The sequence below is a fragment of the Candidatus Eisenbacteria bacterium genome (assembly GCA_030017955.1).
GTDB lineage: Bacteria > Eisenbacteria > RBG-16-71-46 > JASEGR01 > JASEGR01 > JASEGR01.
Genome location: JASEGR010000027.1, coordinates 19,049 through 35,050 on the forward strand (window position 1 = coordinate 19,049; position 16,002 = coordinate 35,050).

The window sequence follows — 16,002 nt, forward strand, 5'->3', positions numbered from 1 at the left end:
GTGCGGATGAACGGCACTCCCCAAGAAAACTTTGAAAAGGATGAGATTAATCCCGTCGAGTACTTCCGTATCTTGATGAAACGGAGGCAGCTCATCGGGATGATTGTCGGTATTGCCTTCCTCGTTTCCCTTGTCTACAGCCTCTGGCTCGTCAAGACATATGATGCAACAGCGAGTATTCTTCCGCCGCAGCAGGAAGTTACTGGAGCATTCCAGCTGCCTGGCGCCATCAGCAGTCTGGGAGGAAGCTTTTTGGGAATAAAGACTCCTGCCGATTTATGGGTCGGGATCCTGAGGAGCCAGGTGATAAAAGATGCAATCATAGACCGTTTTAACTTGATGAAGGCCTTTGGAGTCGAAACCAAAGACGACGCCAGGGGCGCGCTGAACGGGATGGTTAGAGTCACCAAATCCAAGGAAGACATCATATCCATCACCGTAGTGGACACTGATCCCAAAAGAGCGGCAGCACTTGCCAACGCTTTCGTGGAGGAGTTGGACAGAATCAACAAGAGCATTCTGACGACGTCCGGAAGGAGAATGAGAGTCTTTGTGGAAGCGAGGGTGAAGCAGGCAAGCGAGGAGCTTGCGACAGCAGAGGACGCGGTCAAAGCATTTCAGGAGAAAAACAGGGCTGTGAAACTGGATGATCAGTCCAAGGCCATCATTGAGGCCTTCGCCAATGTCAAAGGCCAGCTGATGGTGCGCGAAGTCGAACTCCAGACTCTCCTCTCATATGCAACACCGACCAATCCTCAGGTAGAGCTTTTGAAAACGCAGGTGGAAGAGCTGAAAGAAAAGCTGAGGGAGCTCGAAGAAGGTAAAGGAAAGATCCTGAACCCGTCATCAAAAGACATCTTTATTCCGACATCCAGACTTCCGGATCTAAGCCTTCAATATGCTCGGCTTCTGAGGGACGCCAAGGTTCAGGAAACAGTCAACGGACTTCTGACCCAGCAGTACGAGATGGCCAGAATACAGGAAGCAAAAGATAGTCCTACTGTGCAGGTGCTGGACACGGCTCAGGTGCCGGAGAGGAAGGCAGGACCGAATAGGAAGAGAATTATTCTGGTCTCCACCTTCGCTGCCGGAGTGTTTGGCGTGTTCCTGGCTTTCTTTCTGGACTATCTCGAGAAGGTTAAAATGCAGCAGCCACGGCTGCAAGGCAAGATAGCCTAAATGCTTTCTGAAAAGTTTCGTGACATTCTCATCCTTTGCGCAGCCGCCGTCTTCACATGGATCATGTTCGCCGCTCTTCTCCCAGGGCCGAGCTTCTCGCTCTTTTCTGACTATTGGGACTACCTTCAAATCGGAAGAGAAATCGCAGACGGCCACGGCTTCACCTCAAAATTCACCTACCCTGCGCTTCTCAAGTACGCAGAACCGGGAGACAGCACTTTTCCGGTCCTCTGGCGGGGACCTGCCTATCCATATTTCCTCGCCATTCTCTATTCTTTTGTTGGCCACAGGGCAGGCATACTTCTTCATGTGAATGCCCTTTTCTTCGTTCTGACAATTCCTTTCATCTATCTCATCGGAAGAACTCTCTTCTCAAGAGGGGCCGGAGTAGTCGCTTCTCTTCTGTTCATGCTCTCCTCCGAAATCCTCGATGTGACCACATTAGGTTATCCGACAACGGAACTGGTGTTCTTCTTCGTGCTATCGACGTTCCTTCTTTCGGGAACGCCTTCGGCGCGCCGAGCACTGTTGAGCGGATTTTGGTTCGCACTTGGCGTTCTGACGCAGATCTCCTTCATCATTTACCTCCCCGTTCTATCCGTTTATGGGTTTTACCAGGCAGAGAAGAAGAGGGGACTGGTTCTTGCGGCTCTGCTCTCCTTCCCGGTAATCAGCTTCCTTGCCTTTCAAGCAAGGAACTGGATTGTCACTGGGAACCCTGTTTTCACAACAGCAAGCTTCCACATGAGTTTTTATCCGATCATTCCGCTGTGGAAGATTGCAAGGAGCGTAGACCCTGCAATGCAGTTTTCGGCGTCGTTCCTTTTCTCCAACTTCCTCACTGTGGTTTCACAATGCGCGATAAATTTCCAGCGATACATATGGGCCTTTCCGGGCTTCCTGGGTACATTGGGACTTTCATTCTTTATTCTATCCTTCTTCCTGAGATGGCCAAAGAATGAAACGGCACGCTTTGTCAAATTCGTTCTCGTCTCGCTTGTTGTCGGCGTTCTTGCCCTGGCTCCGTTCGTTTTCGACACGATGCTCCTCCTGCCGCTGATTCCTTTGTGCTTCATTCTTGCTTCGGGCGCATGTTTCTCTCTGCTCAAGAAACTCGGGAGGGAGGTCTTTTTCCTCAGGAACACGCTTCTGATAGTTGTTTCTCTTATGCTTCTCGCGCAGATGAGAACCGTGTCGCTCAAACTGAAACACGGGGCGCTGGACCTTGATCGGGTCTCTGTTGAGGAAGACATGAAGGCAATCGGGAGAGACCTGAAGGAGGGAGACTTGGTAATTTCCGATATCCCGGATTTCGTGGCTTGGTACACGGGAATGAGTGGACTCTGGCTCCCAGATTTCGACCAGCTTGACAAGGCCCTCTCCATGGTTCACGCAGAGGCGATATATCTTTCTCCGCAGTACGGGAAGATTCTGTCGACGTCCGGGGATTCGTGGTGGAACAGGGTCGCTTCCGGGACAAGAGTTCTGCCTGAATTTCCGGTTCGAAAGAAATTTGGGAGCGGCGGCATTCTCTTACTCAAAGGCGCATGAACGCTGTCCAGCAAAGCTCCCACCGCCATTCTTCCGTCGAACCATTTGATTATCGTATCCGGCAAGAAATGCGCAAAGAAGATGCTTGAGGCTCTGAAAAGACTGTGGAGTACAACTTTTGTCTTGACACTGGGGTGAAATCTGCTAAAAATGCCATCAAGTTTCTTGACTGTGGACTTGGTTTTGTGTCTCACCGGAAGCCTAAGGTGAGATTCCGGACAGACTAGCAACGAATCCCCGGCTTCATTTGGCCGGAGTTTCCAGAATAGATGTAATTCTGCATCTGGGCTGGTTGCACCTGGATGTCCGGGGTTTGAAGAATGCTTTGGGAGGAGGTGCAATGCCGAAGCTCAGGGTTGAAGCACAAAGAAAATTAAGCGGGAAAAAAGCCCTCATAATACACGATGGAATCCTGAGAGTCCCTCTTCCTGATGACTTCACGAAGATTGCCCTTCCCTACAGAATAATCGGCTCAGTCAATCACAACGGCACCAGACTCAATGAATCCATACCCTTCAGATTCCCTTTCCTCGGCCCTCTTGAAGAGCTTGAGGAGATTGTGAAGAGGGAATCTGTGGATGCGATCATCCTTCCTGGGACCGGCCCCGTTGACCCGGACCTCGGCAGCGCCCTGGCGCGCTGCGGCAGTCTGGGAGTCGAACTGAGGACGCTGCCAGGGATTTACGAAGAAGCGACTGGAAAGGCATTACTCTCCCCCACCGACCACGGATGGTTCGTTTCTCAGGTGGCCGGCACGACTGATTCGCCCCCCTACCTAGTGATCAAGAGGATTCTTGACGTAGTCTTTTCGTCAATCGCTCTCTCGGCTTTTTCCTTGCTTCTACCTTTCATCGCTGCCGGGATACGGTTGAGCTCACCCGGTAGTATTTTCATCAGGCAGGACAGGGTTGGGAAGTCAGGAAAGCTACTCAAGATGTGGAAGCTGCGCACGATGATCTGGGATGCCGAAGGTGATGGACAGCCGGTCTGGGCTCAAGCAGACGACAAGAGGGTCACTTCGTTCGGCAAGTTCTTGAGGAGGACAAAGTTGGATGAGGTGCCCCAGTTCTGGAATGTCCTCAAAGGCGAGATGAGTATCGTCGGTCCGAGACCGGAAAGACCATACTTCGTGGAGCAGTTGGAGACATCTGTTCCTTATTATGGTTGGAGGCATTCGATAAAGCCGGGCATCACCGGCTGGGCTCAGATTCATCAAGGATATGCATCCAGTGAGGAGGAGTCCTTCGAGAAATCCCGGTATGACCTCTTCTATCTCAAGCGAAGGGGTATCTTGATGGACTTCTTGATACTTGCAAAGACGATCCCGGTTGTCCTAAGGGGCAAGGGTTCAAGGTAGCGCTGCGTTCTTTCCCTGACCGTGTTCTCCAGCTAACCACCGGATTTGACCTCGCTCACTATTTCCTTCAAACTGGCTGCGACATAACTTCTCTGCTCGGGCGTAAGTTCTGGAAAAACGGGCAGCGCAAGGGATTCGATCGAGGCCTTCTCAGCCTCGGGAAAATCCCCCTTCTTATTCTTCAAGCCCGCAAAACACTCCTGAAGGTGAAGTGGAAGCGGATAGTAGATGGCCGTGCCGATGCCTTTTTTCTTGAGTAGGTCCTTCACCTTGTCTCTTTGGGGAACTCTGACAACGTACTGGTTATAGATACAGACATTCTCATTCCGGACGACTGGGGTGGAAACCGGAGTGCCCCGGAATTCACGGTCATAGAACATTGCATGTTCTTTTCTCTTTCTGTTCCATTCCTCAAGAGACTTGAGCTTCACTCGAAGGACAGCCGCCTGGATCGCATCAAGCCTGCTATTCGTGCCGACTATGCTGTGAAGATATTTCTCCTTCCCGCCGTGGACCCTGAGAAGTCTTATTCTCTCTGCGGCTCTGTCATCGTTCGTCACTACCATTCCGCCGTCACCAAAACCTCCAAGATTCTTGCTCGGGAAGAACGAGGTGCAGCCGGCACTGCCGATACTCCCGGCCTTCCTTTCCGTCCCGGCGGAATCTTTCTGGCGGGCGCCCAGAGATTGGGCTGCATCTTCGATGACAGCCAGTCCCTTCCTTCTTGCGATATCCATGATGGGATCCATCCAGGCGATCTGGCCAAAGAGATGTACCGGCATTATTGCCTTCGTTCTCTTGGTGACAGCCGCCTCGACAAGCTCAGGATTCATGTTGAAACTTCCGGGCTCTATGTCGATGAAAACAGGGGTTGCGCCGGCATTCCAGATGGTCCCGGCAGATGCGAAGAAGGAGTACGCAGAGGTTATGACCTCATCCCCTTTTCCCACTTCAAATCCCTTAAGTGCCAGAAGGAGTGCATCAGTCCCTGAGGCAACTCCGATCGCGTGCTTTGTCTGGCAGTAGCCCGCAATCTCCTTCTCGAGATTCGCAACATTCGCTCCAAGAATGAACTCCTGCGACTCGAGAACGGAATTGATGGCCTGCCCTATCTCGCTTTTCAGAGACGCGTATTGAACCTTCAAGTCAAGAAGTGGTACTTCCATGTTTTACTCCGGGGTTGTACTTCACACTATCCCTCTCCCGGACGGGAAAAGGAAGTCTTGTATGCCCGATGAGATGCGCACCGCCGCGTGCTTGCCGCGGTCAGGGAATTCCCGTGACTATTGATTCTCGAGAAGCTGCTCCTTCGGAGTATCCCGCCACACGGAGGCAGGAGCCCCTTTGACTATCTTCGAAGGAGGAACATTCTTAGTGACAACCGAGCCGGCGGCTACAACCGCGTCCTCGCCAATTACGATTCCAGGCAGCAAGGTTGAGTTTGCAGCAATTCTTCCTCCCTTTTTTACGGTTGCCCCTCTTGTGTGTTTGAATCTCTCCTGCGTCCTTCCCATGAAGTTGTCGTTTGTAGTTGTCACCATTGGAGCGACAAAAACTCTATCTTCTATGGTGGAGAAGGCTGTTATGTAGCTCCCTGTCTCGAGCTTTACATAGCTTCCGATCGTTGTCTTGTTCTCAATCGCTACGCCCCTTCCAACAATCGTTCCCTCGCCGATCGTGACGTCCTCCCTGACTGAAGCCAGGTCGGCAACAAGAACCTTCTTTCCCACCATTGCTCCACGGTAGACAACTGTGAAGCAGCCAACAAGGCAGTCATCTCCTATGCTTGCAGGCGGAAGGGTATCCGGCACTTTCAGTGTGCTGAAAACAGCTCTCATCGGAAGTTTTCCAATGACCACATTGTCGTCAATCCGGACACGCGCGCCTATTTTCGTTCCGTTGTGGATGACAACATATGAACCTATTGTTGTGCCTTCTCCAATCTCAACGTTGTCCTCAACTATGACACCCTTTCCAAAACTGACGCCCTTCCCAATTTTCGCACTTGGAGCTATGCAATTCTCCACAAGACCCTCCTCATTTTGAGATTCTGACCGTCTCCAATCGGCACGGCATCAGAAACGCCGTTGATATTGAGAACGGCTCTTCAGTGGGACTCCAATTTCACGGGGGTTCCGCCGTTCCTGAGCGAGAGCTGGGCAGCTTCCAGCACTCTCAATACCCTCATCCCGTCTTTCCCGTCGGTCAAAGGAGTCTTTCGTTCTTTCACACACTCAAGAAAGTGCAGCGCCTCACTTCTCAGAGGCTCAACCATCCTGATCCAGGGAACATAAATGTCACCCATTCGGATAGCGATCGCTTCGCCGTAGGACGCATAACTCTCGGGCGCACCCTCGACACCCTTATCGTATATCTTCATCTTCTCCGTGGCTTCCATGTCATCGAAAACAGCCATCTTCTTACTGCCGACAACGATGAACTCCCTTATCTTGTGAGGATCGAGCCAGCTTACATGCCCGTGACACATCTCTCCGGAGGAAAAGTAGAGGGCGAAGAAAACAACGTCTTCTATTCCTTTCTGAATATAAGATTGTCCTGTGGCGGCAACCATGACCGGATCGCGGTCGAGGAGATAGAGCATGACGGATATGTCATGCGGTGCGAGGCTCCAGAGGGCATTTTCGTTTGCCCTGACCACGCCCAGGTTCACTCTCTTTGAGCAAATGTAGAAGACTTTTCCAAGAGCACCTGATGTCGCAAGTTCCTTGAGCCGTATCACGGCCGGATGATACTTGAGCAGATGCCCGACCATGAGAATGCGGCCTTTTGATTCTGCAAGGCTTACCAGCTCCTCGCCTTCCTTGATCTTGAGAACAAACGGCTTCTCGATCAGGATATCCTTGTTGTGTTCGAGAGCTTCTTTGGCAATTGGGAAATGAGTCTCTGCACTGGATGAAATAACGACTGCATCCACTTCATCACTCGCGAGGAGTTCGCTATGATCTTTCGTGGTTCTTACGGACGGCTCAATTCTCTTCGAGGCTGCAAGGCTTTTGTCAGAGAGATCGGCTACCATCGTCAGTTTGCAGACAGGAAGCTGCGCGAATGTTCTGACGTGGTTGATGCCCCACGAACCAGCTCCGACTACACCTATTCTTATCATCGTGCGGTAATCCTATGCTTTCGAGGTCAATGTTGTCAAGTCAGAGGAACTATTTCCTTGATGGCCGCTTGTCCCTCGGCCCCAGGCTGCTTGAGTGGAATTGCGAAGGCAAACAGGCTTCCTTTCCCAATCTCACTTTCGACCCATATCCGGCCATGATGCTGCTCGATTATGCCTTTCGAGATCACAAGACCCAGCCCGGTCCCTCCGACCTTTCTCGTCATTGAGCCGTCGAGCTGTTGAAACTTCTTGAAGAGTTTCTTTATGTCTTGGACCGCGATTCCTGACCCCTGGTCTCTGACCCCGACTTCAATCTCGTTCTCTCTGGCTGTAAAGGAGAGGGACACCTTGCTCTGTGCCTCAGAGAACTTGATGGCGTTGCCGAGAAGGTTTGTCACCACCTGTTCGATCCTGGCCCCGTCTGCTTCAACAATCACCTCTTGTCCAGGCAGATCGGCCAGAATGCCCAAATTCTTCTGTTTCGCGAGGCCCTCTATGTTCCTGATGCATTGTCTGAGCACCTCAACGACATCAATCGGCTCGAAATCCATAGACAATTTCGAAGAGTCCATCTTGGAGAAATCAAGTATGTCCGATACAAGCTTAATAAGCCGTGTGGCATTGGCGTCGCAGATACCGAGCAGTTCCTTTTGAGTTTCGGATGGCTTGAAAAGCCTCTCGTCCTGCAGAAGATCGATTGAACCTTTCATGGATGTGAGCGGAGTCCGCAGCTCATGCGATACAACTGCCACAAACTCGGACTTCAATCTGTCAAGCTCCTTCGTTTTCTCATAGAGCCTTGCGTTCGAAAGCGCTATCGCCGCCTGCCTCCCGAACAAAGACAACATTTCCATATCCTCTTGCGAGAACGGCTTCTCCTCTGCCCTTGCAAGAAGAAGCCCGCCTATTCTTTCTCCCAGAGTCGAAAGTGGAACAACAAGGCACGCGCCTGGTCCTTTCGTAGGAGCGTACTCTCCGTTTACGCCCAATATCTTCGGCCTGGTGTGAACAGTGGGAGTTTCCAGCGAGAGAGCCGTTCCCGGGAAGCCATCAGAGGGTGAGCACTTGACCTCTGAAATCCCGAGATTCTCAACCCCGCTTCCTGCTACAGTGGAATATTGACTCGAATTCTCGTCAAAAAGAAAAAGGAAGACCGTGTCGCACAGAATCAGTGCTCTTGCTTTCTCGGTAATGGAACTACAAGTGTTTCCAAGACTAAGGCTTGATGTAATTTCTTTGCCGAACTCGTAGAGGGTCCTCAGTCTTCGCGTTGCCAACTCTATCTTTTCGATCAGCGTTTCCTTGTGCTGTTTGAGTTCCTCATTGGCCACTTTCAGTCTCTGGAGCAGCAGCTGGTTTTCGGCAGTCAGCCTGCAGCTTGACAGACCCCTGTCTATTGTCTGGGCTACTTCCCAGAGATCGAAGGGCTTTGTCACGTAGTCATACGCACCGTGTCTGAGAGCATCTATTGCAGTTCTTGTGGAGGCATAACCAGTGATGACAATCACGCAGGTCGTTTCGTTTTTCGCCTTTACAGCTTTGACTACTTCGAGGCCATCGACTCCGGGAAGGTTAATGTCCGTGAGAACAAGGTCGTACTCCGTCTCATTTATCTTCCTTAATGCTTCCTCGCCGGTGTTGGCCGAATCTGCCTCGTGGCCCTTCTCCCTGAAGAGTTCCAGGAAGATCTCCCTAACATTTTCCTCATCATCAACCACAAGGACTCTTGTGGGACTCTGCGAAACCTCGTCCAGCAGCGCCCGGGAGTCAAGTTCTTCTGGTGTGTCAAGTTCAGCTTTGACTGTGACGGCTGCCGTTTCAGTGGATGAGTTCAACTTTGAGCGACCTCGCCAAGCTTTCTTCCCAACCTCGTCTTCAATTTCTTCATCGCTTCTCCATGAATCTGCGAAACTCTCGATTCTGATATCTGAAGCGCCTCTCCGATCTCTTTCAGAGTCAGATCCTCGTAGTAGTATAGTGCCACCACAAGCCGCTCCTGCTCCGGAAGTTTCTCAATTGACTCTTCAAGCAGCTTCACCGTCTCCTCTTTTTCAAGCAGCGCTTCCGGGTCGGGCGAGTTCTCGTCCTCGATAGTCTCCTCAAGCCCTCCTTGTTCGAGTTCCAGATCCTTCGAGACAGTGCGTTCGATCGGGATAAGGAGAGAACCTCTTATTTCCTCCATCAACCTGCCGTGCTCACCGGGAGTCATTCCCAGCGCATTGGCCAGCTCTGCCTGCGTCGCGGCCCGTCCGAGCTTCTGATCAAGTGTCCTCGCCGCGGCTTCGGCGAACCGGGCCTTTCTTCTGGTAGTTCTTGGCACCCAGTCCATCGCTCTGAGCTCGTCGAGAACGGCTCCCTTCACTCGCCAGACAGCATAGGTCTCGAACTTGATTCCCTTGCCGGGATCGAACTTCTCCAGCGCATCCATAAGCCCGATCACGGCGGCGTCCAGAAGGTCGTCAACATCCACGCATCTAGGGAGACCTGATGCAATCTTCTCGACGACATACTTCACGAGTCCTGCGTACTTTCTTAGGGCAACCTCTTTCTTCTTCTGGCTGCCCTTGATGCATGCCGGCACGTCAGGGTTTAAAGAGGACAACAGTTGAACAGACGACATGAATTCCCCCTTTCACTAGGCTCTCTTGAGGCGGCACTTGGGCCACTCGAAGGACTGGGCAAGTCTGGACTTTATGAACGAAAGCCCGTTGGAGTGGAGGCCGACAACCCTGGCAAGCGGAATATCAAGTACTGCCGCAATGTCCCGGAAGCTCATCCGTTCAAGGTAACGAAGTGAAAGAACCATCCTTTCATCTTCGGAAAGTACGAGAAGGAGTGATTCCACGAGGCGAGAATTCGACGTGACACGCTCCCCGGATTCGAGATCCTTCTCCCGAGTCTTTCTCGGACGTTCTTCCACTGTGCTTCCTGATTTCATCCGTTTCACCTCCCTTTGGAGAGAGTGCTGCTTTCGAGGAGCGCAGCTATCTTCTGCTTGAGTTCACGAACGTTGAACGGCTTGACAAACCAGGCATCTGCTCCAGCTTTGGCAGCTTTTTCTTTGAGTTCTTGCGTTCCGTAAGCAGTAATCACGATTGCGGGCGGAGAAGGCGGGTCTTTCCTGAGAGCTCTTACGAGGTCGACCCCGTTCATTCCCGGAAGTCGAACATCGGTGACGAGCAGGTCACAGTCCCTTTTTGAGAGATGCTTGAGCGCATCCTCGGAACTCCCAACGACGGTAGTTTCGTATCCATCTTCTTTGAGAGTCTGGGCGAGTGCCCACCCTGTCGCTTTCTCGTCTTCAACGATGAGAATTGATTCTCCCGGCATGATGTGCCCCCTTTGTTGCAGCGTGATTACGCAATGGACGGGCCAAACCTGTCTCGGGAGAATGAAAGCCTGGAATTTTCAGGAAGGAAAAGAATGGGGGCGGGAATTGCCTTTTATTTCAGTGAGTTAGAGATTCAAGTTTCCGGGCTGAGACGGGCGCGGTTGGGAGGTAAGAACGGTTCTAGGAGAACTCGGGGTTAGATAGTTGCCAGGAGACGGCAAAAATCTTACCGGGTCTGGTAAGTTTTTGACCGTTCTTCATGAGGAAGGAGACCGCATTCCTTCAGCTTCGCTCTCAGGGTCTGTCTGGAGATCCCAAGAATCGCCGCGGCTTTCGTTTTGTTGCCTCCAGACTTTTTCAGCGCATCCTGTATGGCAAGAAGCTCAATCTCCTTGAGCGAATTGGGACCGCCCTGGGTGGGTGTAGAATCAGGACCTCTTTCGCCAGGTCCGCGAGACGGATTTCTAACCTCCGGCGGGAGATGCTCGGGCAGGATGCGGTCGTCATCTTCAAGCAGTATTATTCTTTCGACAAGATTCCTGAGCTCTCTCACGTTGCCGGGCCATGGGTAGCTTATGAACAACTGCATTGCCTCCCCTGAGACTTCCACCCTCTTTCTCAATTCCCTGCTGAAGATTGCAGCATAGTGCTCAATGAGGACTGGAATGTCCTCGACTCTCTCCCTGAGTGGCGGGACATAGATGGGGATCACTATCAGTCTGTAGTACAAGTCTTCCCTGAACTTTCCCTGCTCAGCAAGGCTCTTCAGGTCTGTGTTGGTGGCAGCGATCACCCTGGCATTTATCCTCACTTCCTCTGTTCCGCCCACCTTGCGAAAACTCTTGTTCTCAAGGACACGAAGGAGTTTGGATTGGAGGCCCAGACTCATTTCTCCAATCTCGTCAAGGAAAAGTGTACCCGGGCTTGCAAGTTCAGCAAGCCCCCTTTTCGACTTCTTGGCATCAGTGAAGGCCCCCTTTTCGTAGCCAAAAAGCTCGCTCTCAAGAAGGTTCTCAGGGACTGCGCTGCAGTTCACCTCAACAAACATGCCGCGACCTGCCATGTTGTGAATCTGCCTTGCTATCAGTTCTTTCCCGACACCTGTCTCGCCTTCTATGAGCACGGTGGCCGCGCTTGGCGCTATTCTCCTCAGCTTCTCCAGAATCTCATTCATCTGCCGGCTCTTTCCGATGATTTCAAACTTCTCGTTCTCCTGCTGCTTCCGGCGCTTAATCTCATCGGAGAGTTGGACAGGTTTGATGGCATCTTCAATGTTCCTCAGCATGTGATCCATTTCGAAAGGCTTCTTCACATACCGGAAACAGTCGTATTTCCCGGCTTCAAAGGCTGAATCAAGTGTGGTGAACGCCGTCATCATAATCACCTGGATGTCTTTCTCGGGGAACCTGCTCCTTAATTCTTTCAAGACATTTATCCCGTCTTCAGTCTTCAACCTCACGTCGAGAAGGACTACGTCAACGTCCTCTTCGTCAATGACCGTCATGCACTGCTTTCCATTCTCAGCAATGAATACGTTGTATCCCTTGTCCTTGAGAAACTCGCCCAGAGGCCAGCGGAATCCTTCTTCGTCATCGACTATGAGAACGGTATTCCTCAACTTCTTGCTCCTATTCTCTCAGCCTAATCCTTTCCCCCTTGGGGAGAGGTCTCAACGACAACAGCGGGCGTTGGGCTCATCCCTTGATCCTCTCCCCTCTGGGGAGAGGGCAGGGTGAGGGGTCTCAACTTCGCGCCTTTCTTTTTTCAAGAGGAAGCTCCACAGTCGCAACCGTCCCTCTTCCCTCTTCACTCGAAACGGCTATCGTACCTCCGTGCTCCCTGATAATGGATTGGGAAATTGAAAGTCCCAGGCCGGTTCCCTCCGGCCTGGTCGTGAAGAATGGATCGAAGAGCCTGTCGACAATCTCTTTCGGGATTCCACATCCGGTGTCTATGATTTCAAGTCTCAGAAACTCTTTCGGCTGAAGTCTTATGCTCTCCAAATCCCCTTTTCTCCTCCGGTGGGGCCCTGCCTTCTTCAGACTGAGAAGCCTGAACGTGAGTGTGCCCCCCTGCGGCATGGAATGTAGCGCATTTGTCACAAGGTTGTGGATGACCTGAACCATCTGATCCTGGTCAATGTAAACCATCGGAATCGGCTCTTCATACTGCTTGACCACGCTTATGCCGTTGCTCCGGATAAGATCTCCGGACAATGCAAGCACCCTTTCAATCGATTCTCTCAAGTCTGTGAAGGAAAGACTCGGAGCAACCGGCTTCGCGAAAAGAAGGACTCTTTCAACAATCTTGTCCAGTCTCTCAACTTCTTCAAGAATGATGTCGATGAACTTTGTTCTCTTGTCATCTTCCTCAAACTTGCTCTTCAAGACCTGCGCACTGGTGGCAATGCCGGCAAGCGGATTTCTTATCTCATGTGCGACCCCGGCCGAGAGCTCGCCCAGGGAGGCAAGCTTCTCGGTTCGTCTGAGCTGATCTTCAATCCTCCTGGATTCACTCAGATCATTGAAAATTCCCACTGCGCCCGTTATTCCGCTCTTTTCATCCCTGATGCAGGAGACTCTCATGCTTACCGGGATTTCGGCCCCGGAGCTGTTCTTCAGATACACCTCTTCCTCCGCGGCTCCGCCCTTCAGAACTCCTTTGAGCACTGAGCCTCCGGAACCGGCACCGAAAACCTCCTCCACTTCTTTGCCGACAATGTCTCTCGTTTCGTAACCAAGCAACTCCTGGGCGGACGTGTTGAAGTACATGACTTTTCCATCAAGCCCTATCGCTATGAGACCGCTGTTCATGTTTCTGAGAATGCTTTCAGTAAACTCAGTCAGTCTCACCTGATCTCTCATGAGTTTTACGTTCGCCAGTCCCTCGGAGAGTATGGCCTTCATGGCCTTAAATAGTTCGATGTGTACGTTGAAATCCTCCTCTGACCGGAATTCTTTTGCTATAAGGAGTATTCCAAAAAGACCAGAGTAGTGATCGAGCGACAAACAGTAGAGAGAACTTCCACAGTCACATGCCCCTGAAAAGAAAGCCGGGAATCTTCCCTTCAACGTGTCCATCGAGACAAGATCGAAACTCTCGAAGACACCTGACCTGCAGATTTCGTCAAAAGCACGCAGTGCTTCTTCGACGACCTGGCGGTCCAAACCCGATGAGGCCTTTTCAACGAGTTTCCCGTCTTCCATGAGAAGGAGCGAGAAACCGGAAGCGTCGAAGTCTTTGGTTAGTACATCGCCGATTGATGCCAGGAATCCGGGGAAATCGAATGCGGATGCGGAAGCTTTCCCGATCTTGTACAGAATCGAAAGTTCCTTGAGTTTCTCGCTAGTACCTTCCACAGAACGCGCCCCCTCAAAGCTGGTTCTAGCACTTTGGCTGGAAGCTGTCAATCGAGGGATTCAGGAACCCTGGCGGCATACTGAATGTTCACCGTGCATGATGACTGAAATGTGGGGGAGTGTGACATGCTAAAGATTTCTTGGGATCAAAAGGGAACTGGTCGGCGGGCGAAAAGCAGTGCTTGCTGCCTACTGCTCTTTCTCAAGAAACTCAGCAAGCAGCACTGCAAGAGATCTCTTCACTTCGGGAAGGTCGTAGTAGCCGGACTTCACCCTATCTCTCACTCTCTCGATCTTGGCTTGAGCCGTTTCTCCCCGTTCGAAAGAAGGAGCCTTGCCACAGCTTTTCTGTCGCGCATTCCTCTCGACTGTCATCTCACTCTGAAAAATCGGCCTAATATCCCAAAGCTTTACACATAATCTATCCCACGTTGTCCTCCTCTCCCCTGCGGGGAGAGAATCAAGAGTCTCGTTGTCCTCCTCTCCCCTACGGGGAGAGGATCAAGGTGAGGCCAGCAACAACCCCTTCCCTGATCTTCCTCTCCCGCGTGCGGGAGAGGACTGAGGTGAGGGTCCCGGGAGCAGCTTCATCTCAGGAAATAGAGTGAGGCAAGAACTCCCGCTACCAGGCAGTACACTCCGAAATATTCAAAGGCGCCCCTCCTCACAAGACGAAAGAGCGCCAACACAGAAAGGCACCCGAATAGAAAAGAGGATATGGCCGAGGCAATAAGGTACGCCGGAGCTATTACCTCCGCCTGCGAAATCTTTGGAAGCTCAACAACGGCGGCACCAGCGATGGCAACAATCGAAAGGAGAAAGGACATCTTGAGCGCTGTCTCCCGCCGCAATCCCAAGAGAATACCGGTTCCAATCGTCGAGCCGGAACGCGAAATCCCAGGCAATATCGCGACAGCTTGGGCAAGCCCGACGTAAAGCCAGTCCCGCTTTCTCGCTTCCCTTCCCTCTCCTGATTTCCGTCTTGTCACGAGAAGGAACACACCGGTGAGAAAAAGAGCTATTCCCGCGAAATCCGGCTTCGAAAAGGTACTCTCCAATGCTGATTTGAATGTAAGCCCTATGATTACCGCAGGCAGTGTGCCAACTATGATTCCAAGGACTCTCTCCCGTTCATCGATTCCATGCGCGCGTTTTTTTCTCCTGGAAGAGAAAAGATAGGCGAGAATCCCCACAACATCCTTCCTCAGCAGTACAAGAACAGAGAGAAGGGTGCCGAGATGCAGTGCCACCTCAAGGCTTGCACCCGCTGTTCTAATTCCAAAGATTGATTTTGCAAAAACCAGATGAGCTGAACTGCTCACCGGGAGGAACTCGGTTGTCCCCTGGATTGCTCCGAGAAGCAGGCCTTGAAAAAGTGTCATCTCTTGGTCTCCATGAGAGGCAGCTGATTTGCGGAGTCAGGCGAGGGTTTCTTCAACGGCAATCTTATGATCTGAAAGGGAGAACTTCTTCTCTCCCGACAGACTCTGGGGAATCACTTCTTTCCAGGAGCCTTCTTACCCACACACCTTTCTTTGTGGCAACCGTCAGGTTGACGTCCTTGCCCTTGCTGAAATGGGAGACAAGGTTCTCCTTGAGCTGCTCGGCTTCACTCGAAAGGAAATACCGGCAAATTCTCTTGAACATGCCGCGCTCTTCTTCAAACACAAGTAGGATGACTTCATCAACCTCGTCAACTTTCTCTTCCGAAGAAATCACGCCTTCCGCTTCATCATTATCCATCCAGAGTGAAGAAACCGGGCTCTCAATGTCGAAGCCGTGTTTTTCAGTCATGAGGTACTGCCACAGCTCAAAGACTTCACTGGGCACATACCTCACACTTCGAGAGGAGCCTTTCTTCCTGACTTCACACCTGACTAACTTCTCGCTCGCCACAGGTTAGTTTTCCTCCCGATTTGGAATGAACCTTCGAGCGGCAGTCTATTGGGAGGTGCCTGTCATGTCAATCAATAAAGATGTTGGTACGGCCGTGCGCGCAGTACATGGAGGGGTGCGACGGCGCAGGGATGCAAATCTCCACATCCTTAGTGTGCCGTCCCAGAAATAACTTGACGAAATGCAGGGTGTTTCATAAGGCACA

Annotated in this window: 15 protein-coding genes; 3 read left to right on the plus strand and 12 right to left on the minus strand. The window is 51.7% G+C overall.

The genetic code is table 11. The annotated features are described in order from the left end of the window. The first annotated feature begins 6 nt into the window (after positions 1–6). The 3 genes from QME66_06070 to QME66_06080 all read left to right on the plus strand — a co-directional run bounded on the left by QME66_06070 (position 7) and on the right by QME66_06080 (position 4,087). Complete coding sequence (locus QME66_06070) at positions 7–1,179, plus strand: GNVR domain-containing protein (GenBank protein ID MDI6808534.1); 1,173 nt, start codon at positions 7–9, stop codon at positions 1,177–1,179. After that, positions 1,180–2,730 (plus strand): glycosyltransferase family 39 protein, encoded by a 1,551-nt coding sequence (locus QME66_06075; GenBank protein MDI6808535.1) that lies wholly within the window; start codon positions 1,180–1,182, stop codon positions 2,728–2,730. It abuts the gene before it with no gap. 340 nt (positions 2,731–3,070) lie between these two features. Further along, a complete protein-coding gene (locus QME66_06080) occupies positions 3,071–4,087 on the plus strand; it encodes an exopolysaccharide biosynthesis polyprenyl glycosylphosphotransferase (protein ID MDI6808536.1) in 1,017 nt (338 codons plus the stop codon). A 32-nt stretch (positions 4,088–4,119) separates the two neighbouring features. On the opposite strand, the gene QME66_06085 is transcribed toward QME66_06080, so the two are convergent. The 12 genes from QME66_06085 to QME66_06140 all read right to left on the minus strand — a co-directional run bounded on the left by QME66_06085 (position 4,120) and on the right by QME66_06140 (position 15,797). Further along, a complete protein-coding gene (locus QME66_06085; GenBank protein ID MDI6808537.1) occupies positions 4,120–5,253 on the minus strand; it encodes a DegT/DnrJ/EryC1/StrS family aminotransferase in 1,134 nt (377 codons plus the stop codon). A gap of 117 nt (positions 5,254–5,370) precedes the next feature. Continuing rightward, positions 5,371–6,114 carry a DapH/DapD/GlmU-related protein gene (locus QME66_06090; protein ID MDI6808538.1) on the minus strand — a complete coding sequence of 248 codons (744 nt, stop codon included), beginning with the start codon at positions 6,112–6,114 and terminating at the stop codon, positions 5,371–5,373. 80 nt (positions 6,115–6,194) lie between these two features. Beyond that, positions 6,195–7,211, minus strand: coding sequence for a Gfo/Idh/MocA family oxidoreductase (locus tag QME66_06095; GenBank protein ID MDI6808539.1), 1,017 nt, complete (start codon positions 7,209–7,211; stop codon positions 6,195–6,197). 35 nt (positions 7,212–7,246) lie between these two features. Beyond that, positions 7,247–9,046, minus strand: a complete 1,800-nt coding sequence (locus QME66_06100) for a response regulator (protein ID MDI6808540.1) — start codon at positions 9,044–9,046, stop codon at positions 7,247–7,249. Next, positions 9,043–9,831 carry a FliA/WhiG family RNA polymerase sigma factor gene (locus QME66_06105; GenBank protein MDI6808541.1) on the minus strand — a complete coding sequence of 263 codons (789 nt, stop codon included), beginning with the start codon at positions 9,829–9,831 and terminating at the stop codon, positions 9,043–9,045. Before QME66_06105 ends, QME66_06100 begins: the two co-directional genes overlap by 4 nt. Positions 9,832–9,846: 15 nt before the next feature. Beyond that, the gene (locus QME66_06110; protein MDI6808542.1) at positions 9,847–10,149 is read right to left on the minus strand and encodes a sigma factor-like helix-turn-helix DNA-binding protein; all 303 of its coding nucleotides are present in this window, start codon (positions 10,147–10,149) and stop codon (positions 9,847–9,849) included. 5 nt (positions 10,150–10,154) lie between these two features. Next, positions 10,155–10,541: a response regulator gene (locus QME66_06115; GenBank protein MDI6808543.1), complete on the minus strand. Its 387-nt coding sequence runs from the start codon at positions 10,539–10,541 to the stop codon at positions 10,155–10,157. A gap of 227 nt (positions 10,542–10,768) precedes the next feature. Further along, positions 10,769–12,160, minus strand: a complete 1,392-nt coding sequence (locus QME66_06120) for a sigma-54 dependent transcriptional regulator (protein ID MDI6808544.1) — start codon at positions 12,158–12,160, stop codon at positions 10,769–10,771. A gap of 124 nt (positions 12,161–12,284) precedes the next feature. Beyond that, positions 12,285–13,901 carry an ATP-binding protein gene (locus QME66_06125; GenBank protein MDI6808545.1) on the minus strand — a complete coding sequence of 539 codons (1,617 nt, stop codon included), beginning with the start codon at positions 13,899–13,901 and terminating at the stop codon, positions 12,285–12,287. Positions 13,902–14,090: 189 nt separating this feature from the next. Continuing rightward, positions 14,091–14,276, minus strand: a complete 186-nt coding sequence (locus tag QME66_06130; GenBank protein MDI6808546.1) for a hypothetical protein — start codon at positions 14,274–14,276, stop codon at positions 14,091–14,093. A gap of 212 nt (positions 14,277–14,488) precedes the next feature. Then, complete coding sequence (locus QME66_06135) at positions 14,489–15,283, minus strand: undecaprenyl-diphosphate phosphatase (protein ID MDI6808547.1); 795 nt, start codon at positions 15,281–15,283, stop codon at positions 14,489–14,491. Between the two features lie 64 nt (positions 15,284–15,347). Then, positions 15,348–15,797: a hypothetical protein gene (locus QME66_06140; GenBank protein ID MDI6808548.1), complete on the minus strand. Its 450-nt coding sequence runs from the start codon at positions 15,795–15,797 to the stop codon at positions 15,348–15,350. Between the last annotated feature and the right edge of the window lie 205 nt (positions 15,798–16,002).